Annotated in this window: 14 protein-coding genes; 6 read left to right on the top strand and 8 right to left on the bottom strand. The window is 65.9% G+C overall.

Annotation, left to right across the window (positions count from 1 at the left end; translation table 11 throughout):
• Positions 1–79 precede the first annotated feature (79 nt).
• The 4 genes from ACTXG9_RS07560 to mtnC all read left to right on the top strand — a co-directional run bounded on the left by ACTXG9_RS07560 (position 80) and on the right by mtnC (position 4,071).
• Complete coding sequence (locus ACTXG9_RS07560; protein ID WP_100478017.1) at positions 80–1,507, top strand: amino acid permease; 1,428 nt, start codon at positions 80–82, stop codon at positions 1,505–1,507.
• Between the two features lie 574 nt (positions 1,508–2,081).
• Complete coding sequence (locus ACTXG9_RS07555) at positions 2,082–2,723, top strand: methylthioribulose 1-phosphate dehydratase (RefSeq protein ID WP_026347187.1); 642 nt, start codon at positions 2,082–2,084, stop codon at positions 2,721–2,723.
• Positions 2,724–2,814: 91 nt separating this feature from the next.
• Entirely contained in the window at positions 2,815–3,372 is a 558-nt protein-coding gene (locus ACTXG9_RS07550) for a 1,2-dihydroxy-3-keto-5-methylthiopentene dioxygenase (protein WP_021204389.1), read from the top strand.
• Positions 3,373–3,375: 3 nt separating this feature from the next.
• A complete protein-coding gene (gene mtnC, locus ACTXG9_RS07545; protein ID WP_021204388.1) occupies positions 3,376–4,071 on the top strand; it encodes an acireductone synthase in 696 nt (231 codons plus the stop codon).
• Between the two features lie 129 nt (positions 4,072–4,200).
• On the opposite strand, the gene ACTXG9_RS07540 is transcribed toward mtnC, so the two are convergent.
• The 6 genes from ACTXG9_RS07540 to ACTXG9_RS07515 all read right to left on the bottom strand — a co-directional run bounded on the left by ACTXG9_RS07540 (position 4,201) and on the right by ACTXG9_RS07515 (position 14,131).
• Positions 4,201–6,819, bottom strand: coding sequence for a beta-mannosidase (locus ACTXG9_RS07540; RefSeq protein ID WP_329867419.1), 2,619 nt, complete (start codon positions 6,817–6,819; stop codon positions 4,201–4,203).
• A gap of 101 nt (positions 6,820–6,920) precedes the next feature.
• Positions 6,921–8,147, bottom strand: a complete 1,227-nt coding sequence (locus tag ACTXG9_RS07535; protein ID WP_206621940.1) for an AGE family epimerase/isomerase — start codon at positions 8,145–8,147, stop codon at positions 6,921–6,923.
• Positions 8,144–9,139 (bottom strand): carbohydrate kinase family protein, encoded by a 996-nt coding sequence (locus ACTXG9_RS07530; RefSeq protein ID WP_005416347.1) that lies wholly within the window; start codon positions 9,137–9,139, stop codon positions 8,144–8,146. Before ACTXG9_RS07530 ends, ACTXG9_RS07535 begins: the two co-directional genes overlap by 4 nt.
• A 7-nt stretch (positions 9,140–9,146) precedes the next feature.
• Positions 9,147–10,460, bottom strand: coding sequence for an L-fucose:H+ symporter permease (fucP, locus tag ACTXG9_RS07525; protein WP_021204385.1), 1,314 nt, complete (start codon positions 10,458–10,460; stop codon positions 9,147–9,149).
• Between the two features lie 60 nt (positions 10,461–10,520).
• Positions 10,521–11,570, bottom strand: coding sequence for a LacI family DNA-binding transcriptional regulator (locus tag ACTXG9_RS07520; protein WP_057499695.1), 1,050 nt, complete (start codon positions 11,568–11,570; stop codon positions 10,521–10,523).
• A 95-nt stretch (positions 11,571–11,665) separates the two neighbouring features.
• Positions 11,666–14,131 carry a GH92 family glycosyl hydrolase gene (locus ACTXG9_RS07515; protein WP_180832915.1) on the bottom strand — a complete coding sequence of 822 codons (2,466 nt, stop codon included), beginning with the start codon at positions 14,129–14,131 and terminating at the stop codon, positions 11,666–11,668.
• A 1,190-nt stretch (positions 14,132–15,321) separates the two neighbouring features.
• Here ACTXG9_RS07515 and ACTXG9_RS07510 point away from each other — a divergent pair.
• On the top strand, positions 15,322–18,399 hold the full coding sequence (locus tag ACTXG9_RS07510; protein WP_456115610.1) for a TonB-dependent receptor: 3,078 nt from the start codon (positions 15,322–15,324) through the stop codon (positions 18,397–18,399).
• A gap of 200 nt (positions 18,400–18,599) precedes the next feature.
• Positions 18,600–18,794 carry a heavy-metal-associated domain-containing protein gene (locus ACTXG9_RS07505; protein ID WP_021204511.1) on the top strand — a complete coding sequence of 65 codons (195 nt, stop codon included), beginning with the start codon at positions 18,600–18,602 and terminating at the stop codon, positions 18,792–18,794.
• 79 nt (positions 18,795–18,873) lie between these two features.
• Here the strand turns inward: ACTXG9_RS07505 and cueR are convergent, their stop codons facing one another.
• Positions 18,874–19,329: a Cu(I)-responsive transcriptional regulator gene (gene cueR / locus ACTXG9_RS07500; RefSeq protein WP_019661429.1), complete on the bottom strand. Its 456-nt coding sequence runs from the start codon at positions 19,327–19,329 to the stop codon at positions 18,874–18,876.
• 11 nt (positions 19,330–19,340) lie between these two features.
• Positions 19,341–21,842 (bottom strand): heavy metal translocating P-type ATPase, encoded by a 2,502-nt coding sequence (locus ACTXG9_RS07495; protein WP_111103025.1) that lies wholly within the window; start codon positions 21,840–21,842, stop codon positions 19,341–19,343.
• Between the last annotated feature and the right edge of the window lie 47 nt (positions 21,843–21,889).

The raw sequence follows: 21,889 nt of genomic DNA, 5'->3' as shown, positions 1-21,889 counted from the left end.
GCCTACGGGCCGGCCTCGCGCCGGCCCGTCCGTTTTCCCCGCGCGCCGCTCCTGGCGCGCTTCGACAAGACCACCACACATGTTCAAGCAACTGTGGGCCACCAAGCACCCGCATGCCGCCCATGAAGACGCCAACGGCCTGAGCCTGCGCCGCCACCTAGGCCCCTGGGGGCTGACCGCCCTCGGCATCGGCGCGGTGATCGGCGGCGGCATCTTCGTCATCACCGGCCAGGCGGCCGCCAACCACGCCGGCCCCGCGATCATGCTGTCGTTCGTGCTGGCCGCCATCTGCTGCGCCTTCTGCGCGCTGGCCTACGCCGAGTTCGCCTCGATGGTGCCGGTCTCCGGCAGCGCATACACCTATACCTATGCCACCTTCGGCGAACTGTCGGCCTGGTTCATCGGCTGGATGCTGGTGCTCGAATACGGCGTCTCTGCATCGGCGGTGGCGGTCAGCTGGACCGGCTACTTCCTCAGCCTGCTCAGCCAGTTCGACATCCATCTACCGGCGGCGCTGGTCAGTGCGCCACTGGACGCACAGCTGCGGCCCACCGGCGCGATCGCCAACCTGCCCGCCGCGGCACTGGTACTGTTGCTGACCTGGCTGTGCTACGTCGGCATCAGCAAGTCCTCGGCGATGAACATGGCAATGGTCGTGCTCAAGACCGGCCTGATCGTGCTGGTCATCGTGGTCGGCTGGAAGTACGTGGACACCAGCAACTGGACCCCGTTCATTCCGGCCAATGAAGGCCCGGGCAAGTACGGCATGGAAGGCGTGCTGCGTGGCGCGGCGATGGTGTTCTTCGCCTACATCGGTTTCGAGGCGGTATCGGTGGCGGCGCAGGAATCCAAGAACCCGCAGCGCGACATGCCGATCGGCATGATGCTGTCGCTGGTGGTCTGCACCGTGCTGTACATCGCGATGGCCGCAGTGATGACTGGCCTGGTGCCGTTCCAGCTGCTGGGCACCGACGAGCCGGTGGTGACTGCCGTGGCCGCACACCCGCAGCTGGGCTGGCTGCGCTGGGTGGTCGAGGTCGGCGCGCTGGTCGGCCTGTCATCGGTAGTGCTGGTGATGATCATCGGCCAGCCGCGCATCTTCATGATCATGGGCCGCGACGGTCTGCTGCCGCCGGTGTTCACCAGGATCCACCCGAAGTACCGCACCCCGCACATCAACACGGTGATCACCGGCATCGGCATCGCGCTGCTGGCGGCGCTGTTCCCGCTGGACATTCTCGGCGAGCTGACCTCGATGGGCACGCTGATTGCGTTCGCGGCGGTCTGCGCCGGCGTGCTGATCCTGCGCCGCACCCAACCGGACCTGCCGCGCCCTTTCCGCATGCCGATGGCCTGGCTGATCTGCAGCCTGGGCGTGCTGAGCTGCCTGGCGCTGCTGTCGGCGATGACGATGCACAACTGGATGCTGATGGGCGTCTGGACCTTCGTCGGTTTCGTGATCTATTTCTGCTACGGCTTCAGGCACAGCCGCCTGCGGGGGAAGTAAGGTTTTGCATTGCAGGGCCTGCGGCCCTGCACCCGCTTTTGAAGCCGGAGCAACGGCAACGGCAACAGCTGGGTTGAGGGTTTGGCGGGGCGGGTTGGGTTCGCGGGGGACGCCGTTAACCCGTCCCTGGGGGCTTGGCCGCGGCATCCATGCCGCGGACACCCGCGCGAACCCAACCCGCCCCACCTCCGACAGTCTGCTGGCACGTCCAGTAGATCCACGCCATGCGTGGATGAATTCATCCGGGAAATGAATTTTCTCCGTTCGATGAATCCTCTGTAGAGCGGAGCCATGCTCCGCTCCGAGCAAGCGCAGCGAAGCGACCCGCTTTTCGCTTTTCCTTCTTCACTCCGTGGCTGGCCGCACGCCGGAACCTGTCAGAGGCGGGGCGGGTGGGCCGTGCAGGGGCGTTGGCGCCATGGATGGCGCCATCGAGCTTACAGGGACGTACTTGCAGCGTCCCCTGCACGGCCCACCCGCCCCGCCACCTCCATGAACCGCTTTCCGTGACCAACCAACCACCTCTCAGCCACGAGGGGCTCAGCCGTTGGCCGAATCCAGTAAAATCGCCGACATGAACGCCCCCACCTTCCCGTACGACACCGCGCGCCTGAGCGAACTGGCCCAGCTGCTGATCGACAACATCCGCGAACTGGCCCACGCCGGCTGGACCCCGGCCACCAGCAGCAACTTCTCCCACCGCCTGGACGACCGCCACGCGGCTATCACCGTCTCGGGCAAGGACAAGGGCCGCCTGATCGAGGATGACATCATGGTGGTGGACTTCGACGGCCAGGCCGTGGGCCGTCCGTTGCGCCCGTCCGCCGAGACCCTGCTGCACACCCAGCTGTACCGCCGCTTCCCGGAGGTCGGCTGCGTGCTGCATACGCATTCGCCGGTGCAGACCATCGCCTCGCGCCTGTATGCGCCGCAGGGCCACATCCGCCTGGAGGGTTACGAGCTGCTGAAGGCCTTCGCCGGCAACAGCACCCACGAGATGGCCATCGACGTGCCGGTGTTCGCCAATACCCAGGACATGAACGTGCTTTCGCAGCAGGTCGATGACCTGCTCGACCGGCAGAACCTGTGGGGCTACCTGATCGACGGCCATGGGCTGTACGCCTGGGGCCGCGATATGGCCGAAGCACGCCGCCACCTGGAAGCGTTCGAATTCCTGTTCCACTGCGAACTGGAACTGCGCAAGCTGCGCAGCTGAACCGGCGCGCAGGTGCAGATGCCGATCCGGAATCTGCGCCCCGCCCCCACCCTGCTACCCTGTCTTCCCCCGAGACGTTCAAGCTGCCGCCATGAGCCGACTGCGCATCTACGACGACACCCGCCCCGAATCGCCGCTGCTGGACACCCAGGACGGCGCGGTCATCGCTGCCGAACTGCAGAAGATCGGCGTCACCTTCGAGCGCTGGCAGGCCACCGCGCCAGTCGCGCCGGGCGCCAGCCAGGAGGAAGTGTTCGCCGCCTACCGCGCGGACATCGACCGCCTGGTCGCCGAGCGCGGCTTCAAGAGCGTGGACGTGGCCTCGATCGCCCCGGACAACCCGAACCGCGCCGAGCTGCGCAAGAAGTTCCTCGACGAGCACTTCCACAAGGAAGACGAGGTGCGCTTCTTCGTCGCCGGCTCCGGCCTGTTCACCCTGCACGTGGGTGACAAGGTCTATGAGATCGAGTGCGTGAAGGACGACCTGATCGCCGTGCCCGATGGCACCACCCACTGGTTCGACATGGGCGAGGAACCGAGTTTCGTGGCGATCCGCTTCTTCACCGAGCCGGACGGCTGGGTGGGTCATTTCACCGGCACCGACATCGCGCAGAAGTTCCCTCGTTACGTACCCACCCAGGCGTCCTGATCCATGCAAGCCCGCGTCATCCTGACCGACATCGAAGGCACCACCAGCAGCATCTCGTTCGTCAAGAACGTGCTGTTCCCCTATGCGCGCAAGGCGTTGCCCGCGTTTGTCGCCGAGCATGGCCAGCAGCCGGACGTCCGCCGCTGGCTGGATGCGGTGGCTACCGAGATCGGCGGTGCCTGCCAGGACAGCCTGGTGGCCGAAACGCTGCAGGGCTGGATCGACCAGGACCGCAAGCACACCGCACTGAAGGCGCTGCAGGGCCTGATCTGGGATGAAGGCTACCGCCGCGGCGACTACACCGCGCACTTCTACCCGGAAGTAGCGCCGGTGCTGAAGGGCTGGCACGCTTCCGGCCTGCCGCTGTACGTGTACTCCTCCGGTTCGGTGCCGGCGCAGAAGCTGTTCTTCGGTTTCAGCGATGCCGGTGACCTCAGCCCGCTGGTGTCGGGCTGGTTCGATACCGAGATCGGCGGCAAGCGCGAGGCCGACAGCTACCGCCGCATCGTGCAGTCGATCGGCGTGCCCGCCGGCGAGATCCTGTTCCTGTCCGATGTGGTGGAAGAGCTGGATGCCGCCCGTGAAGCCGGCCTGCAGACGCGCTTGATCGACCGCCGCGACGACTACCCGATGCCGCGCACCGGCCAGGCCGCCAATGGCCACGAGCGGGTCGAGAACTTCCAGCAGATCCAACTGTAAAAAAGAAAGGTGTGCGGACCAACGGTCCGCACCTACCCGGCTCTGCTTCTGGTAGTTGCCAACCTTGGTTGGCATACGGCCGATGTGTCAACCAAGGTTCACACCTACCAGAACATGGTTCACCTGCCCTCATCGATCGTTGAGGGTTTTCACCTTCAGCGCTTCGCGCAGGGTAACCAGATCCACCGGGCCGCGTACGGCGATATCGCGGGTTTCGCCCGGCAGCAAGTCCAGCAGGTTGTCTTCGACCTGCACATCCAGCGCGCCGAAATCGATCCACGCCGCGCGCACGTAAGCCGCGCTTTCCAGGCGCAGACGGTAGTGATCGCCTTCGATGGACAACGTGGCCTTCAGCTTCTGCCGCGGCAACACCTGGTCCTTGGCTTCGACGAATCCGACCACCTGCCGCGCGCTCACCGCCCCGTTCTGCAGCAGCTCGAACACGGCCACCGTGCGCTTCGGGTCGGCACCGGCCAGCAGCTCGGCATCGCGGAAATCACCGATCGAGGTCACACCCGACGCCGCCAGCGTCACCGCGTCCTCGCGACGGCGCAGCACCTTCCCTTCCACGTCCATCACCCGCAGCCGCCAACGTGCATCCAGCGCCGCACCGTCATTGATCAGGCGTACCCGCGTACTGCCCTCATCGCGCAGCGCCGCTACCGTGACCGGCGCGAAGAAGCGCCGCGCGGCGAAGTGCAGCGCCTTCCAGCGACCGAAGTAGTCCACGCTGGACCATGAAGCACCCGGCCAGACATCGTTGAGCTGCCAGTACAGCGAGCCCATCGTGTACGGCCGCGAAGCGCGATGGTGCAACGCGGCCAGCGCGATGCCATCGGCCTGCATCACCTGGCTGAGGTAGACAAAGTCCTCGAAGTCCTTCGGCGTGCCGTAACCCAGTTCGATGTAGTGCAGCAGGCGGCTGTTGCCCTCGCCGGCCATGAATTTCTGGTGCGCGCGGATCACCGGGCTGTCGATGCGCTGCTCGGCGCGGGTGGCGATCTGGTCCACGGTGGCCACCGACGGCCATGCCTGCAGGCCGTACTCGGACATGAAGCGCGGCGTCTCGCGCAGGTAAGCCTGCACCGGCAGCGCCGGATTGCCCCAGACCTGCCAGTAGTGCTTGTCGCCACGGGTCGAGTCGTTCGCCTTTTCGTCCAGGTCGTTGCTGGGCGAGCTGGACCAGTACGGCACGCCCAGCCCCTCCTCCCCCACTACCTGACGCAGATCATTGCCGAACAGGTCGACATAGCCCTGCCAGACCTTCGCTGCAAACGCAGGGTCGGCTGCCTTCAGGTCGCGACCGTGGCCCCAGTCCTTCCAGGCGGTTTCTTCCTCGTTGTTGCCACACCACAGCACGATGCTGGGGTGATGGCGCAGCCGGCGCACATTGTCGCGTGCCTCGGCCACCACGCTGGCACGGAAGGCCGGATCGTAGCCCGGCTGCATGCCACCACCGAACATGAAGTCCTGCCAGACCAGCAGGCCCAGTTCGTCGGCGATGTCGAAGAACGCATCGTCCTCGTAGTAGCCGCCACCCCAGTTGCGCAGCATGTTCATGTTGGCGTCGCGTGCGGCGGTCAGCACCTGGCGCAGGCGCGCGGCGTCGACCCGTGCGGGGAAGGCATCGAACGGAATGACGTTGGCGCCCTTGGCGAAGATCTCCACGCCGTTGATGACGAAAGCGAAGCCCTGCCCGCCCTTGCCGTCTTCCTCGCGGCGCAGTTCAACCGTGCGCAGGCCGATGCGCTGCTCGCGCACCAGCTCCGGCGCGCCACCTTGGTCCAGGCGGGCCCGCACCGTGTAGCGGTCCTGCGCGCCGTGGCCGACTGGCCACCAGCGCCGCGGATCGGCCAGTTCAACCGGAACCTCGATGCTGTTCTGGCCGGGCTTCAGCAGCACCGTGCGCTGCACCTGGGCCACGTTGCGGCCCTGCGGATCCTGCACATCCACATTCACCACGGCCGAGCCCGCCGCCGCACCCTGCTCCACTCGCAGCAGCACGGCCAGCTTCGCCTGCTCCGCGCTCAATGCATCCGTGCGCACCGCAAGATCGGTCAGGCGGTGCGCGTCCCAAGCCTGCAGATCGATTCCGCGCCAGACGCCGGCGGTGACATAGCGCGGACCCCAGTCCCAGCCGAAGTGGTAGGCCGGCTTGCGCGCGAAGTTGCCGACCATCGCGTCCTTCGGCTCATCGCCATACGGCGACGGGTAGTTGCCAGCGATCTTGTGCGGCATTGCCTGCACGCCCGGCAGCAGGGTGCGGATCGGCGAACGGAACACGATCTGCAGTTCATTGTTGCTCGCACGGAGGCGGCCTTCGACCCGGGCGCGCCACGTGCGGTGTGCGTTGTCCGCGCGCAGCAGCGGCTTTCCGTTGAGGCTGACTTCGGCATAAGTGTCCAGCCCGTCGAAGCGCAGTTCGGCATTGGGCTTGGCCAGCATCGCCGCGTCCATGTCGAAGCGCGCGCGGTACTCCCAAGCCGCCAGGCCGATCCACTGCAGTTCGGCCTCGGGCGCACCGACATACGGATCACGGATCAATTCGTGAGCCAGCAGGTCGGTGTGCACGCTGCCCGGCACCGTCGCCGCCCGCCATTGCTGCAGGCCCGGATGGGCTGCACCCTGCGCGTCGCCGGGCAGCATGCGGAACTCCCACTGTGCCTGCAGCGGCGCTGCAGCTACCGGGAAGGAGGAGGCTGCAACCAGCAGCAGGAGCAGACGGACAACGAGGGGAAGGCGATGCACGGGATGCTCCTGTTTTTCCGCCGGGCATGGCCCGGCGCTACCAATTCAACACGCCACTGTAGCGCCGGACCACGTCCGGCGAGCGCGCAGCGCGGCAGACCTCAACGCACGACGTTCAACACTTCGTAGCATGCACCCATGGTGTGGTAATCCACCTTGCCGGCCGGGCTCTTCTCGTCGCTGTACTTGCGGTTGTCGGCATCGAGGATGCGGAACCAGGCGCCGTACCGTTGATCGACGAAGTGTTCCCACGAATACGCCCAGATACGCTGGTACCACTGCCAATAGCGGTCATCGCCGGTACGCTTGGCCATCAGCGCGGCGGTCGCCAGCGTCTCCGCCTGCACCCAGAAATACTTGTCGTCGTCGCAGACGAAACTGTCGCCACCGATCGGGGCGCCATCCATGCCCGGCTGCCGGCGCGATTCCGGCGCGAAACCGTAGTACAGGCCACCCCGCGCCTCGTCCCAGCTGCGCGCCACGGCCACGTCGAACAGGTGCTGCGCGGTCGGCACCAGCCAATCGGCCTGCACATGGCGGTCCAGGATCAACAGCAGCTTGGCCCATTCGGTCTGGTGGCCCGGCTGGAAGCCCCACGGGCGGAACAGGTGCTTGGGGTCATCCAGGTTGTAATCCCAGTCGATCTCCCAGTTGGAATCGTAGTGCTCCCACACCAGGCCACCGGCCTTGGCGGCCTGGCGGCGGGTCATGTTGTCGGCCAGCTGCAGCGCGCGCTCCACATAGCGCTGTTCGCCGCTGGCCTCGAAGGCGGCCAGCATCGCCTCGCACATGTGCATGTTGGCGTTCTGGCCACGGTAGCCGGTGAAATTCCACTGCCCATCGGCTTCGTCCTTGTAGAGGCCGTGCTGCGGCTCCCAGAAACGCGCTTCCAGCAGCTGCCAGGTCTCGTCCATCCATGCGCGGGCCTGTTCGAGACCGGCCTTCAGTGCGCAGCTGTAGGCCAACAGCACGAACGCCACGCCATAGCAGTGGTTCATGTCGTCCTCGACCTTGCCATCGCGCAGGGTCCAGGCGTAGCCACCGGTGGCCGGATTGCGATGCACCTCGCGCAGATAGCGCACGCCATGCTCGACTGCGTCGCGGTATTCGGCGTTGCCGAACTCGCGGTATGCCATCGCGTAGTTGAAGACGAAACGGGTGCTGCTCACCAGGTGGCGGTGGCTGGCATCGTAGATGCTGCCGTCATCACGGAAGTAGTGGAAGAAGCCGCCGTTCGGATCGATGCAGCGCGGGTGGTAGAACGCCATCGTGTCGGCGATGTGCGCACGCAGGAACGCGGGTGAACGGAAATCGGGCGAGGTGCTCATGCGGTAATGTCCTGGGCCTGCAGCAGCTGCTGCACTTCATCGAGCGAGGGCATCGCGGCGAACGCGCCCTTGCGGGTAACAGCCAGAGCGCCGACCGCGGCACCGAAGCGCAGCGTGGCGGTGATCGCCTCCGGGTCCTGGCAGAAGGCGGCAAAACCGGCACCGGCGCCGCCGCGCTCCAGCAAGCCGACCAGCACGCCACCGACGAAAGCATCGCCAGCCGCCGTGGTGTCGACGGTAGCCACGCGGAAGCTGGTGACCGTGCCGTGGTTGTCGCGCGTGTACCAGTGCAGCGTGGCCGCACCGTCGGTGACGATCACCCAGCGCGCGCGCGCAGCGAGCAGGCGCCGCAGTACCGCTGCCTCGCCATCGGCACCCAGCGGCGCGGCCAGGTAGTCCAGTTCCTCGCGCGACAGCTTGACCAGGTCGGCGCGTTCCAGCGCCTGCCACAGGCGCGGTGTCGGGTCCTCGTTCGCCGGCCACAGCGCCGGACGCAGATTGAGGTCGAGGCTGACCACCGCACCAGCCGCACGCGCGCGATCCATGCCGGCGAAGGTCGCCTCGGCGATGGCCGCTTCGGTCAGGCTGTTGGAACAGACATGGAAGCACTGTGCGCTGTCGAAGCACGCCGCCTGGAAGTCGCTGTCACGGAACAGCAGGTCGGCTGCCGGCGGGCGATAGAAGCTGAAGCTGCGCTCGCCGCTGGCATCCAGTGCGACGAAGGCCAGTGCGGTCTTGGCCGCATCGGTACGCACGATGTAATCCGTGCCCACGCCGTGCTCGACCAGGCTGTCGGCCAGGAAGTCGCCGAACATGTCGCGGCCCAGCGTGCCGACGAACTGCGTCTTCGCACCCAACCGTGCGGCCGCAACGGCAACGTTGGCCGGTGCACCACCGGCGTACTGCAGGAAAGCGCGCGGCGTGTCGGCCGAGGCCGGAGGCTGCGCTAGTAGATCGATCAAAATTTCGCCGAAGCAAACGATGGCACCCATTCCGGACTCAGCCTCCCTGCGTTGCGGAGGCCGGCGTACGCGCGCCGACCAGTCCGTAGAAAATGATGTAGCCGTAGCACAACAGCGGCAGGATGAAGCTGGCCTGCACACCGATGTGGTCGGCCAGCACGCCCTGCAGGTACGGCACCACGGCACCGCCGACGATGGCCATGATCAGCAGGCTGGAGCCCTTGTTGGTCAGCGGCCCCAGGCGCTCGATGCTCAGCGCGAAGATGGTCGGGAACATGATCGAGTTGAACAGGCCGATCGCCACCACCGAGTACAGCGCGATGCTGCCGGAGGTCAGCATGGTCGTAACCAGCAGGGCCACGTTGACCAGCGCGAAGATCGCCAGCAGGCGGCTGGGCGAGAAGCGCGCCAGCAGCGCCGAGCCGGCGAAGCGGCCAACCATCGCCATCGTCCAGTAGGCCGACACGTAATGGGTGGCCTCCTGTTCGCTGAAGCCGCCGATGTTGGGCATCGACAGGTAATTGACCAGGAAGCTGCCGATCGACACTTCGGCACCGACGTAGAAGAAGATGCCCAGCACGCCCAGCAGCAGGTGGCGCTTGCGCAGTGCATCCAGGTAGCTGTGGTGGTGACCCTGATCAGCCTGCTCGGTGGCGTCGCTCAACGCCGGCAGGCGGAACAGGAACACGAACAGCGCCAGCAGTACCAGCGCCACCGCCAGGCCCACGTATGGACCCTGCACGGCCTGCGCCTCGGCGGCACGGTAGGCCAGCTGCTCGGCGGCCGGCAGCGCCGCGATGTCATCGGCACTCTTCACCGTGTTGGACAGGATCAACATGCCGCCAAAGATCGGGGCGATGGCCGTGCCCAGCGAGTTCAACGCCTGCGCCAGGGTCAGGCGGCTTGAGCTGGTCTGCTCCGGTCCCAGCAGTGCGACGTACGGGTTGGCGGCGACCTGCAGCACCGTGATGCCGGTCGCCAGCACGAACAGTGCACCGAGGAAGGCGCCGTAGACGCGCAGCTCGGCCGCGGGCCAGAAACCCAGTGCGCCGATACCGGCGATCAGCAGGCCGGCCACGATGCCCTTCTTGTAGCCCAGCGCCGCCACCAGGCGTCCGGCCGGCAGCGACATCAGGAAATAGGTGCCGAAGAAGGTGAACTGCACCAGCATCGCCTTGGCGTAGTTCAGCTCGAACACCGCCTTCAGGTGCGGGATCAGGATGTCATTGAGGCAGGTCAGGAAGCCCCACATGAAGAAGATCGTGGTGACCACGGCCAGCGCCTTGCCGTTGGTGACGGCGGGTGCGTTGCCCGAAGAACCCGATGGACGGGGCGTTGCGGAGATCGGCATGCGGTACGCGCCTCGATGCGCGGAAGGTCGTTGTTGCGTGGAAGGGATGTATGAAAGGAATCAGTTCGGTCGCGCGGCACTGCTTTCGCGGATGCGCAGCTGCACCGGCGCGACCGTGCGCCGCGGCGGCGCATCCGGTTCGTCCAGTCGTTGCAGAAGCAGCGCCGCAGCTTGCCGGCCACGCTCGCGCGGGTCGGCGGTCAACGTGGTCAGTGGCGGCACCGCCACCGCAGCCTCGGAAATATCATCGAAACCGGTAACGGCAAAATCGCCGCCCGGACGGATGCCACGCGAATTCAGGCCCAGCATCAGGCCCAACGCGACGGTGTCGTTGTAGCAGACCGCCGCACTCGGGCGATGGCCGTCGGCAAACAACTCATCGGTGCGCGCGGCGGCTTCCAGGCGGTTCGGTGCAGATTCGATCATCCAGCCCGGCGGCAGCGACAGACCGGCCTCGGCCAGCGCCTGCTGGAAACCGGCACGGCGCTGGTGGCACGAACTGGATGCGGCGTGGCCGCCGAAGAAAGCGATCTGGCGATGGCCGCGCTCGATCAGGTGGCGCGTGGCGAGATAGGCGCCGTGCTGGTTGTCGAGGGTGAGGAAATCCCAGTCAGCCCCTTCAAGCTCGCGGTTGAACAGCAGCACGTTGGCATTGGCACCCAGCGCCTGCCGCAGCAGCGTGGTATCACTGCCCTCGGCCGGCGACAGGATCAGGCCGGCCGGGGTGTGCTCCATCAGCGTGGACAGCACCGCCTGCTGGCGCTCCGGCGATTCGCCGGTGCTGCCCAGCAGGGTCACATAACCACGCCCGCCCAGCGCCTCATCCACACCGGATGCGAATTCGGCGAAGAACGGGTTGGACAGATCGTTGATCACCAGCGCGATGCTTGATGACGTGCGCCGGCGCAGGTTGGCCGCCGCGCGGTTATAGACGTAACGCTGGCGGCGCAGTTCGGCCTCGACCTTGGCGCGGGTATCGACGTTGACCAGTGGGCTGCCGCGCAGCACCAGCGACACCGTTGCCCGTGACACGCCGATGGCACGCGCGATGTCGGTCACCGTCACCGCCTTGCCGGCGCGTTTGCTGGGACTGCTGCCGTTGTCGTTCATCGTCTTCCCGGACTCCGCTGGATGCTCAAGCCTAATGGATCAGGGACCTGTCGTGCCGTGCCGTTCGCTGGGCACCGCGAACGGCACAGTCCGTCTCAGCGCAGCTGGCTACCCGGTGCCGCGCACCAGGATACCGGCAGGTCCTTCACCGCAGTGCCCCAGCCCTGCTCCGGCGCCTTCGCGTCGAGCGCGAACTGCAGGCGCGGGCCCTGCTGCAGCTGGTTCCAGTCCAGCCAAACCGGCGCATGCGGCTGGCCATCGACCTGCACGCCCTGCACATACTGCAGACGGCGGCCATCGGCACCCGGCGCGTCGATGCGCAGCGTGCGGCCATTGCCCATGTCCACTTCCACCTTGCTGAAGCGCGGGGTGTGCAGCAGGAACTGGCCACTGCCCGGCACCGCCGGGTACACGCCGATGGCGCTGAACAGGTACCAGGCCGACATCGTGCCGAGGTCATCGTTGCCGGTCACGCCGTTGGGGGCATTGGTGAACAGCTGCTGCGCCGCACGCACCACGGCGGCGGTCTTCCACGGCTGGCCGATCAGTGTGTACAGCCACGGCGCGTGCAGGTCCGGCTCGTTGTTCGGGTTGTAGCGGAACTGGTTGTAGTAGCTGTACGGCCCGACCACCCACGCCTTGCGGGCGGCATTGAGCGGGTCGGCCTGCAGCGCGTCCATCGCGAAGAACGCATCGAGGCGGCGGCCGGCCTGTTCGCGGCCGTCCATGGCTTCGACCAGGCCCGGCACGTCCTGCTGCGCCAGCCACTGGTACTGCCACGCCGTGCCTTCATGGAAACCGTGATGCGAGCGCGGGCTGTAGTGGCCATCGGCCGGGGTGTACCACTGGCCATCCTCGGTGCGCGGGCGGGGGAAACCGGTGAAGCCGGTCTCGGCGTCACGCACCTGCGGGTCCCACACCTTCCGCCAGTTGCGGCCGCGCTCACGCAGCGTCGCCGCGTCCTGCGCATGGCCGAGGCCATCGGCCATCTGCGAAAGCGCACAGTCGGCCAGCGCGTATTCCAGCGTCGCCGAACCGCCGTGATGCGGATCGACGTCCATGCCCTTGGACGGGAACGCGCGGTCGTAGACCACGTAGCCCTTGTCCAGATAGGTAGGGTTGCCGGAGCGGCCAGCCATGCGCGAGTCCAGCGGCGGCGTGCCGAACGCGTTGCGGCGCAGCGCATCCCAGGCCTGCGACTCACGGCCCTTGAGCGCGCCGAAGCGCCACAGATCGACCATGAACGGCGTAACCGGATCGCCGGTCATGATGTTGGTCTCGAAATTGGCATAGCCCCAGCGCGGCAGCCAACCGCCCTGCTCGTCGATCGCCAGCAGGGTACGGCCGATGTCACGCGCCACGTCCGGGCGGGTCAGTGCCAGCCACTGGTTCTGCGCGCGGTAGGTATCCCACAGCGAGAAGTACTCGTAGTAGGTCCAGCCGTCGGCACGGTGGATGCCATCGTCATAGCCACGGTAGCGGCCGTCGGCGTCGTTGCCGGTCATCGGCTGGAGCAGCGCGTGGTAGACCGCGCTGTAGAACACCGCGCGGTCGTCGGCGTTGCCGCCCTGCACACGCACCCGGCCCAGCTGCTCACGCCACGACTGCTGGGACAACGCACGCATGCGGTCGAAACCGAGCAGCGCTCCACCCTGCATGCCATCTGCGCGCAGATTGATACGCGCGCCTTCGGCATCCACGTGCGAGATTGCGCTGACCGCCGTCACCGACTGGCCCTTGGCCAGGTCGAAGGTCAGCCAGGCACCGTTCGGCTTCTGCTCGCCTTCCATGCTGTGCCGCGCACCCGGCAGGCCACCGCCCTCGCCCCAGGTGCCATGCGCCTTGAACGGACGGTCGAACTCGATGCGGAACCAGGTGGTGTACTGATGACCGCCACAGAAGCTCTTGGTCACCAGCTTGCCCTCGACTACACGGTCGCCGACCACATCGACCACGCTGCCGATCACTGAATGGCGTTCGTTGGCCTGGCCGACATTGACGAGGACGTGGCCATCGCCGCTGCGCTGGCTGAAGGTGTAGCGCTCGGCCGCGGCACGGGTACGCGCGGTCGCCTCGGCATCGATGCCGCCGTAGCTGGTCAGGCGCACCTTGTAGTAGCCAGCCTGGCCGATCTCGCCGTCATGGGTGTAGTTCGAGGCATACGTCTTGTGGTCGAATTTCTTGGGGTTTCCGGTATCGAAATCGCCGCCCGGGCCGATCGAGCCGGTCACCGGCAGCACCGACACCTGGCCGCCCTGTTCCCAGCAGCCGGCACCGGAGATGAAGGAGTGGCCAAAGCCACGGATCTTCTCGTCGTCATAGCGCCAACCCGAATAGTGGCTGCCGATCGGGCTGACCTGGATCAGGCCGAACGGCGCCGACGCGCCCGGGAACGTATTGCCGTCGTCCTTGCTGCCGATGAATGTATTGACCTCCCGCTCCAGCGCTGCCGGCGCGGCCTGCAACAGCATCGGCATGGCCGAAAGTGCCAACAGGCAGGCCAGGCGCGCCAGCGGGCGCGAGGTCGATGGGACGGCGGGAGCGGACGGCACTGGGCGCATGTCGGGTTCCTGTAGTCGATGACGCGGAGGCAGACGGCCGGGGTCGTTCGGCACCGTTCCGCTGAGTCCCGCCGTGACTGGCAGAGAGCTCCCCCTGGAATGACGCCCGACCCACCAGACCGTGGATTTAGATCGATTCAAGTAGAGCATGCGGCTTCAGCCGAATGCATTCTGCGGCGCAGCATGAGAGGGGGTGTTCGGTAGGCTGCGCCCTGCACCTGCTACGAGCTGGAGCAACAGCAACAGCAACAGCAGAAGCTGGTTTCCTGTGGGGAGTCGGGCTGGGTCCGGTTGCGGGGGACGCTGCAAGTACGTCCATGTAAGCTCGGTCGCCGCATCCATGCGGCTCACGCCCCCGCAACCGGACCCACCCCGCCTTCGACAGATGTCCGCGATCTGTAGATCCACGCCATGCGTGGATGAATCTCTGTCGGATATCGAAATCAATCGGGGTCAGATCCGTTTTCCAACGGAAAACGGATCTGACCCCATGACCCCATGCCGCACCAAGATCAATCCAACCGTCACCGGGAAACTGTCAAAGGTGGGGCGGTGTGGGCTGGCAGGACCGTTGGCGCCATGGATGGCGCCATCGAGCCCCCAGGGGTGAGGGCGCTTTGCTTGCGAAGCACTGCTTCGCAAGCGCCCGAACGCCCAGCCGCCAGCGGCTGGGCCGGACCGCGGAGCGGGGTTTACGGCGTGTCCTGCCAGCCCACACCGCCCCGCCAAGCCACAGACAACCCAGAGCCGCTTTGGCTTTGGCTTTGGCTTTGGCTTTGGCTTTGGCTTTGGCTTTGGCTTTGGCTTTGGCGTTGGCTTTGGCTGTTGCCGGCCAGCGGCCGGCACTACCGCAGGTGCAGGGCGCAGCCCTGCCGACCCACCCTTCCCCTGCGCACGAAAACGATTTCACTGATTTCAGCAAACCGTCATCCCTTCGCCACGCCAGTACCATATTGCGCAGCAGCATGCGCCCACGGGCGACCCGTGCTAAAAATCGCCCGCCCATCGCTTAGATCGATCCAAGAACGACATTGCGATGGCCGGGAGTTGGGGGAGCAGCAACAGGACGTACCAGGCCACACGCGCGGTGCTCTGCCACCCACATGGCGACAGCCGCAAAGTCACTTCAAATTAGATCGATTCAAGTTGTCCGTGCCACGTCACCGGATCAATCCAGGAGAGAGGGAGAGATGGGAATGAAGCATTCAATACGTACGCATGGCCAGGACGCACTGTCGTTGGCCATCGCGCTGGCATTGGCCGCCGCCGTCATTCCGGCTGGCGCCGCCGCGCAACAGGCCACGTCTACCGGCGCGCCGGATGCCACCACTCTGGACAGCGTCCAGGTCACCGGCTACCGCTATGCCATCGAAAAGAGCCTTGAGCAGAAGCGCGATGCCAACGCCGTGGTCGAAGTGATCACCGCCGAGGACGTCGGCAAGTTCCCCGACAAGAACGTGGCCGACGCACTGCAGCGCGTGCCCGGCGTGGTCATCACCCGCAGCGGTGGTGAAGGCAAGAGTGTCAGCGTGCGCGGCCTTGCGCCGGACCTGACCCTGACCCAGTTGAACGGCAACTACGTGGCCACGTCGGAAACCAACGACGAAGCCACCCGTTCGTTCAACTACACCCTGCTGCCGTCGAACATGCTGTCCAGCGCCGAGCTGTTCAAGTCGCCGGAAGCACGCATCGACGAAGGCGGCATCGGCGGCACGGTCATCCTGCACACCCGCCGTCCGCTGGACATGGAGTCCAACTCGGGCTTCGTCACGCTCGAGGGCACCTCCTCCGATACCCACCACGATATCGACCCGCAGGCCTCGGCCCTGTATTCGTGGCACAGCAAGGATGAGCGTTTCGGCGTGCTGGTCGGCGTGACGCAGCAGAAGCGCACGACCCGTACCATGGAAGCCAGCACCGAGGACTACCAGTGGTACGGCGCCGGCAGGGCACGCGACGCCTATGGCAACGTGCAGCAGCAGGATGGCATCCACTACTGGTGGGGCAAGTCCGGCTTCAACAACCAGACCGGCGGCAACTACAGCGACTTCTTCATGCCGACCTCGGTCAACTTCGCGGTGAAGGAAGAAAAGCGCGAGCGCAAGGGCGGCCAGCTGACCTTCCAGTTCAAGCCGGTCGACAACGTCACGATGACCGCCAACTACTTCCGCTTCGAGCTGCAGGGTGACTACACCCAGAACATGCTGAAGATTCCGGAATGGAGCATGGCGCGCTACAACCAGGACGGCAACTGGGCCGGAGGCCGCCTTCTCAATGGCCTGGACATCGATGCCAGCGGCAACACCGTCACGGGTGCCCAATTCGAAAAGCTGGCTGGAAAGACCTACTACTGCAGCGAAGACCAGGCCAAGGCCGCCGGCCTCAAGCCCGGCGGCTGGGGCCCGGACGACTGCACGATTCCGACACCGCAGCTGACCGGTGGCTACAGCAAGGAAAAGGCGCTGTCGCAGACCGCCGACCTGACCATCGACTGGGACATCAGCCCGCTGTGGAAGGCCTCGTTCACCGGTGGCCGCACCTGGTCCGAAGGTGGTCCGTCGATGAACTTCCGCATGTCGGCCAAGCCGCGCCGCAAGGTCGGCAACGACTACCTGTCCGGTAACCAGTACAGCGCATGGGACCTGACCGGCACGCCGTCCGCCACCTTCTCGCCCGACCTGCAGCAGCAGTTGATGAACGGCATCGCCGAAGTCGACACCGGCTCGACCGATTCGTCGTGGAAGCGCACCGAGGTCAAGCAGAACTACTTCCAGGCCGACGTGACCAAGCTGTTCGAGTCCGGTTGGCTGGATTCAATCCAGTTCGGTGCCAAATACCGCGACGGCAAGGTGCACCGCAACACCGGCAACACCTACTGGGTGTGCCCCGGCCGTGACCCGGCCGACTATGACAACAGCCGCTACCAGAGTGGCTGCGATCCGACTGCCGGCGATGCGCAGCCCGGCTTCTTCCTGTCCAATCCGATCAGCAACATTGCCGGTGGCTTCAATGCCAACGTGTTCCCGGGCATCAACTACCCGGCGTACATCGACTATCTGAACAAGACCTACGGTGGTTCGCACAACCGTACCGAGGAAGACTTCGTCTACAACGTCAACGAGAAGATCTACTCCGGCTACTTCCAGGCCAACTTCCGCACCGAGCGCGTGCGCGGCAATGTCGGCGTGCGCGTGGTGCGCACCAAGCAGTTCGCGCAGTCTTCCGACTCGATCGAGAAGTTCAACGACTACTTCCTGGACAACGCGTCCGGCGCGCCGATGGCGTGCACCGACCCCGCCGCTGCGGCCTACCCGACCTACAGCTGCGAGAGCGGCTTCGTGCGCCTGCCGCATGACCTGGCGCAGAGCAAGACCTACAGCCTGATCGGCGTGGACCGCACCTACACCGACGTGCTGCCGAGTTTCAACATCGCATGGGACATCACCGACACGCTGGTGCTGCGTGGTGCCGCATCGAAGGTGATCGCCCGCCCTGGCTACACCGACATCGCAGCACCGGGCGCACTGAGCTACTACAGCGAGGAGTACGTCAATGATCGCCGCGTTGCCGGTGGCGCATCGACCGCAGGCTGGGTCGGCCAGGGCAGCAACAAGCAGCTGGAGCCGTTCAAGGCCACCCAGTTCGACCTGGGCCTGGAGTGGTACTTCCAGCCGGGCGCGGTCGCCGGCGTCAGCCTGTTCCGCAAGAACGTGGACAACTTCACCCTGCCGGTGGTGCGCGACACGCCGATGGTCATCAACGGTGAAGCGGTGAACGTGCAGCGCTACGAGACCCAGGCCAATGGCCGCGATGGTGTGTCGCAGGGCGTCGAGCTGTATGGCCAGTACACCTTCGATTTCGGCTTCGGCGTGCAGGCCAACTACACCTACAACGACACCAACCTGGCTTCCATTGTTCTGGACGGGCAGGAAATCGGCTCCTCGCCGCTGGTCGGCAGCGCCAAGAACCAGGCCAACGTGACGGTCTTCTACGAGAACGAGAAGTTCCTCGCGCGCGCTTCGTTCAACCGTCGCGGCCAAGTGGTCGGCGGGCTCAACAATGGCCTCACCGTCTACACCGAACCGTATGACCAGCTGGATCTGAATGTTGCCTACAACCTGACCCCGGACTGGACCCTGACCGCCTCGGTGATCAACGCCACCAAGTCCGAGCAGCGCGTGCACCTGGGAAGCGACACCAAGGCACGCCTGATCTCCAATACCTATGCAGGCCGCCAGCTGTACTTCGGCGCTACCTGGAAGTTCTAAGGCAACACCGGGTTGCCCGGGCGCGCCCCGGTGCAACCCACGCCCCGCCCTGGCGGGGACGTTCCTCCACGGCAGCCGCGCTGGTACAGGCGGCTGCCGTTTTTTTTGCCGCCTTGCCTGTCGTTCAGCCCGGCACTTGACCCTGCCATCGTTGGAAGGTGCACACTGACTCGACCCCAAGAGCACCCAAGGAGCTACGGATGGAATTCCATGTTGAAGGCATGACCTGCGGCGGTTGCGCGCGCAGCGTGACCAAGGCGATCGAACTGGTCGATCCGCAGGCCAGCGTGCAGGCAGATCCGGCCAGCCGCCGAGTGCAGGTGCAGACCTCGGCCAGCGAAGCGCAGATCGTGGCGGCACTGACCGATGCCGGCTTCCCGCCGCGTACTGCCTGATCCCCTGTCCTGTCCCATACTGAAAAGCCCGCCGGGTACTACAGCACCCGGCGGGCTTTTTCATGCATGCGATATCGAGTCAATGCTTGTGCGTACGCCGCCGCACCGCACCAGTCTTCGCGGTATCGACCGGTACCAGCGTCCCATCGTCCTCACCCAACCGCTCCAGGATCGGGCACTCCGGGCGCTCATCGCCCGCGCAGCAGCTGATCAGCGACTTCAGCGTGTCGGCCATCTGCCGCATGTGCTCGATGCGTTGCTCCAGATCGGCGATGTGCTGCTCGGCCAGGTGCTTGACGTCGGCGCTGTGCCGCGAGGTATCGTTCCAGAGGCCGAGCAGATCGGTGATCTCGGCCACCTGGAAGCCCAGATCGCGTGCGCGGCGGATGAAACGCAGGCGGTGGATGTCCGCCTGCGAATACGCCCGGTAGCCCGACTCGGTTCTATCAGCGGCGGGAATCAGGCCGATCTGTTCGTAGTAGCGGATCATTTTCGCCGACACGCTGGAGGCTTTGGCGGCTTCACCGATGTTCATGGGTATTCCCTTCAATGAGTGACGGCGGCGGCATCCGCCATCGGTGGCTGGAAGCGGCGCAGGCGCAGCGCATTGCCCAGCACGAACACGCTGGACAGGGCCATCGCACCGGCCGCGAACACCGGTGACAGCAGCACGCCCCAGACCGGATACAGCACGCCGGCGGCCACCGGAATCAACGCGGTGTTGTAGGCGAAGGCCCAGAACAGGTTCTGCCGGATGTTGCCCAGCGTCGCCTTCGACAACGCAATGGCATTCGGCACACCCTGCAGGTTACCCGACATCAGCACCACGTCGGCCGATTCCACCGCGATATCGGTACCGGTTCCGATCGCCAGGCCGACATCGGCCTCGGCCAGTGCCGGCGCATCGTTGATGCCGTCGCCGACGAAGGCGACATGGCCATGTGTGGTCTTCAAGCGGCGCACCGCCTCGACCTTGCCTTCCGGCAGCACCTCGGCCACCACTTCGTCGATGCCGAGCTGGCGCGCGATCGCGTGCGCGGTACCAGCGTTGTCACCGGTGATCATCGCCACCTTCAGGCCAAGCTGATGCAGTGCCGCGATTGCGGCCGGCGTGCTCGGCTTGATCGGATCGGATACCGCGATGATTGCGGCCAGGCGACCGTCAATGGCGGCATACAGCGGCGACTTGCCCTGGGTGCCCAGCTCTGCCGCCAGCGCCGCAAACAAAGTGATGTCCACGCCCAGATCGCGCATGAAGCGATCGGCACCGACCTCCACCCGCGCACCATCAACGCTGGCACGCACGCCCATGCCGGTGACCGATTCGAAATCGACCATCGACGGCAGTGCAATGCCCTGTTCAGTGGCTGCATCGACGATGGCGCGGGCGATCGGATGTTCAGAGCGCGATTCCACTGCAGCCACTGCCGCCAACACTGTGCTGCGATCGAAGCCGTCCGTGATCTCGAAGTCGGTCAGGCGCGGGCGACCCTCGGTCAGCGTGCCGGTCTTGTCCACCGCCACCACCTGCGCATCCTTCAGCAGCTGCAGCGCTTCGCCCTTGCGGAACAGCACGCCCATTTCGGCGCCACGACCGGTCCCCACCATGATCGAGGTCGGCGTGGCCAGGCCCATCGCGCATGGGCAGGCAATGATCAGCACCGCCACCGCATTGACCAGCGCGAAGCTCAGCGCCGGCGACGGGCCGAAGATCAGCCAGACTGCGAAGGTCGCCAGCGCGGCCAGCATCACCGCCGGCACGAACCACAACGTGACCTTGTCAACCACCGCCTGGATCGGCAGCTTCGAGCCCTGCGCCTGTTCGACCATGCGGATGATCTGCGCCAGCAGGGTCTGCGCGCCCACCGCCGTCGCACGTACCGTCAGTGCGCCCTTCTGGTTGACCGTACCGCCCACCACGCTGCTGCCCGGCTGCTTCTCAACCGGAATCGGCTCGCCGCTGATCATCGATTCGTCGATGTAGCTGCGGCCTTCAACCACCTCGCCATCGACCGGCACACGCTCGCCTGGCCGCACTTCCACCACGTCGCCGCTCTGCACTTCATTGACCGGGATATCGACGGTGCGGCCGTCACGGATCACGTGGGCGACCTTGGCCTGCAGGTTGACCAGACGCTTGATCGCCTCCGAGGTGCGGCCCTTGGCGCGCGCTTCGAGGAAGCGGCCGAGCAGGATCAGTGCGACAATTACCGCCGCCGCTTCGTAGTAGACGTTCACCGTGCCCGGCGGCAGCAGCCGCGGTGCAAAGGTCGCGACCACCGAATAGCCGAACGCCGCAGCGGTGCCCACCGCCACAAGCGAATTCATGTCCGGTGCAAGGCGCAGCAGCGCCGGGAAGCCCTTCTGGTAGAAACGGCGACCGGGGATGGCCAGCACCAGGAGCGTCAGTGCGAACTGCAGGTACCAGCTGGCCTGCATGCCAATCGTGGCCATCACCCATTCGTGGATGCCGGGAATCAGGTGCGAGCCCATCTCCAGCACGAACACCGGCAATGCCAGCGCAGTGGCCACGATCAGGTCGCGCTTCAGTTCGGCACGCTCGGCATCCTTCTTTTCTACGGCCTCGTCATCGGACTGCACACCCGCCTCGATTACGCGTGCGTCATAGCCGGCCTTGTCGATGGCGGCGACCAGCGTCGCAGCATCCGCCACGCCACGCACCGTGGCGCGCTCGGTGGCCAGGTTGACGCTGGCCTGGCTCACGCCTGGCGCCGCCAGCAGCGCGCGCTCCACGCGGCCCACGCAGGAGGCGCACGTCATGCCTTCCACGGCCAGTTCAACGGTGGCGGCAGGTACGTCGTAGCCCACCCGCTCCACCGCCTGGATCAGCGCGGCCCGATCGACCGGGCCGGACGGGCGGATATCCGCGCGCTCGGTGGCCAGATTGACCGAAACACTGCCCACACCTTCGACCCTGGACAGCGCCGCCTCGACCCGGCCGACACAGCTGGCGCAGGTCATGCCCTCGATGGGCAGGCTGATGGTGGCAGGACTTGCGGAGGCGGCAGCGGCGCGGGGCGTGCTCATGATCGGATTCCCGGGGTTCCTTCTGGATGCGGACAGGCTAAACCTTG

The sequence above is a fragment of the Stenotrophomonas maltophilia group sp. LNF247 genome (assembly GCF_054083135.1).
Note: the sequence above shows the minus strand (reverse complement) of the source record. Positions and strands in the feature narration are given on the sequence as shown.

What these genes read in the sequence shown, in the direction of transcription:
- ACTXG9_RS07560 (WP_100478017.1), top strand. Translation starts at nt 80, where the DNA reads ATGTTCAAGCAACTGTGGGCCACCAAGCACCCGCATGCCGCCCATGAA.
- ACTXG9_RS07555 (WP_026347187.1), top strand. Translation starts at nt 2,082, where the DNA reads ATGAACGCCCCCACCTTCCCGTACGACACCGCGCGCCTGAGCGAACTG.
- ACTXG9_RS07550 (WP_021204389.1), top strand. Translation starts at nt 2,815, where the DNA reads ATGAGCCGACTGCGCATCTACGACGACACCCGCCCCGAATCGCCGCTG.
- mtnC (WP_021204388.1), top strand. Translation starts at nt 3,376, where the DNA reads ATGCAAGCCCGCGTCATCCTGACCGACATCGAAGGCACCACCAGCAGC.
- ACTXG9_RS07535 (WP_206621940.1), bottom strand. Translation starts at nt 8,147, where the DNA reads ATGAGCACCTCGCCCGATTTCCGTTCACCCGCGTTCCTGCGTGCGCAC.
- ACTXG9_RS07530 (WP_005416347.1), bottom strand. Translation starts at nt 9,139, where the DNA reads ATGGGTGCCATCGTTTGCTTCGGCGAAATTTTGATCGATCTACTAGCG.
- fucP (WP_021204385.1), bottom strand. Translation starts at nt 10,460, where the DNA reads ATGCCGATCTCCGCAACGCCCCGTCCATCGGGTTCTTCGGGCAACGCA.
- ACTXG9_RS07520 (WP_057499695.1), bottom strand. Translation starts at nt 11,570, where the DNA reads ATGAACGACAACGGCAGCAGTCCCAGCAAACGCGCCGGCAAGGCGGTG.
- ACTXG9_RS07515 (WP_180832915.1), bottom strand. Translation starts at nt 14,131, where the DNA reads ATGCGCCCAGTGCCGTCCGCTCCCGCCGTCCCATCGACCTCGCGCCCG.
- ACTXG9_RS07510 (WP_456115610.1), top strand. Translation starts at nt 15,322, where the DNA reads ATGGGAATGAAGCATTCAATACGTACGCATGGCCAGGACGCACTGTCG.
- ACTXG9_RS07505 (WP_021204511.1), top strand. Translation starts at nt 18,600, where the DNA reads ATGGAATTCCATGTTGAAGGCATGACCTGCGGCGGTTGCGCGCGCAGC.
- cueR (WP_019661429.1), bottom strand. Translation starts at nt 19,329, where the DNA reads ATGAACATCGGTGAAGCCGCCAAAGCCTCCAGCGTGTCGGCGAAAATG.
- ACTXG9_RS07495 (WP_111103025.1), bottom strand. Translation starts at nt 21,842, where the DNA reads ATGAGCACGCCCCGCGCCGCTGCCGCCTCCGCAAGTCCTGCCACCATC.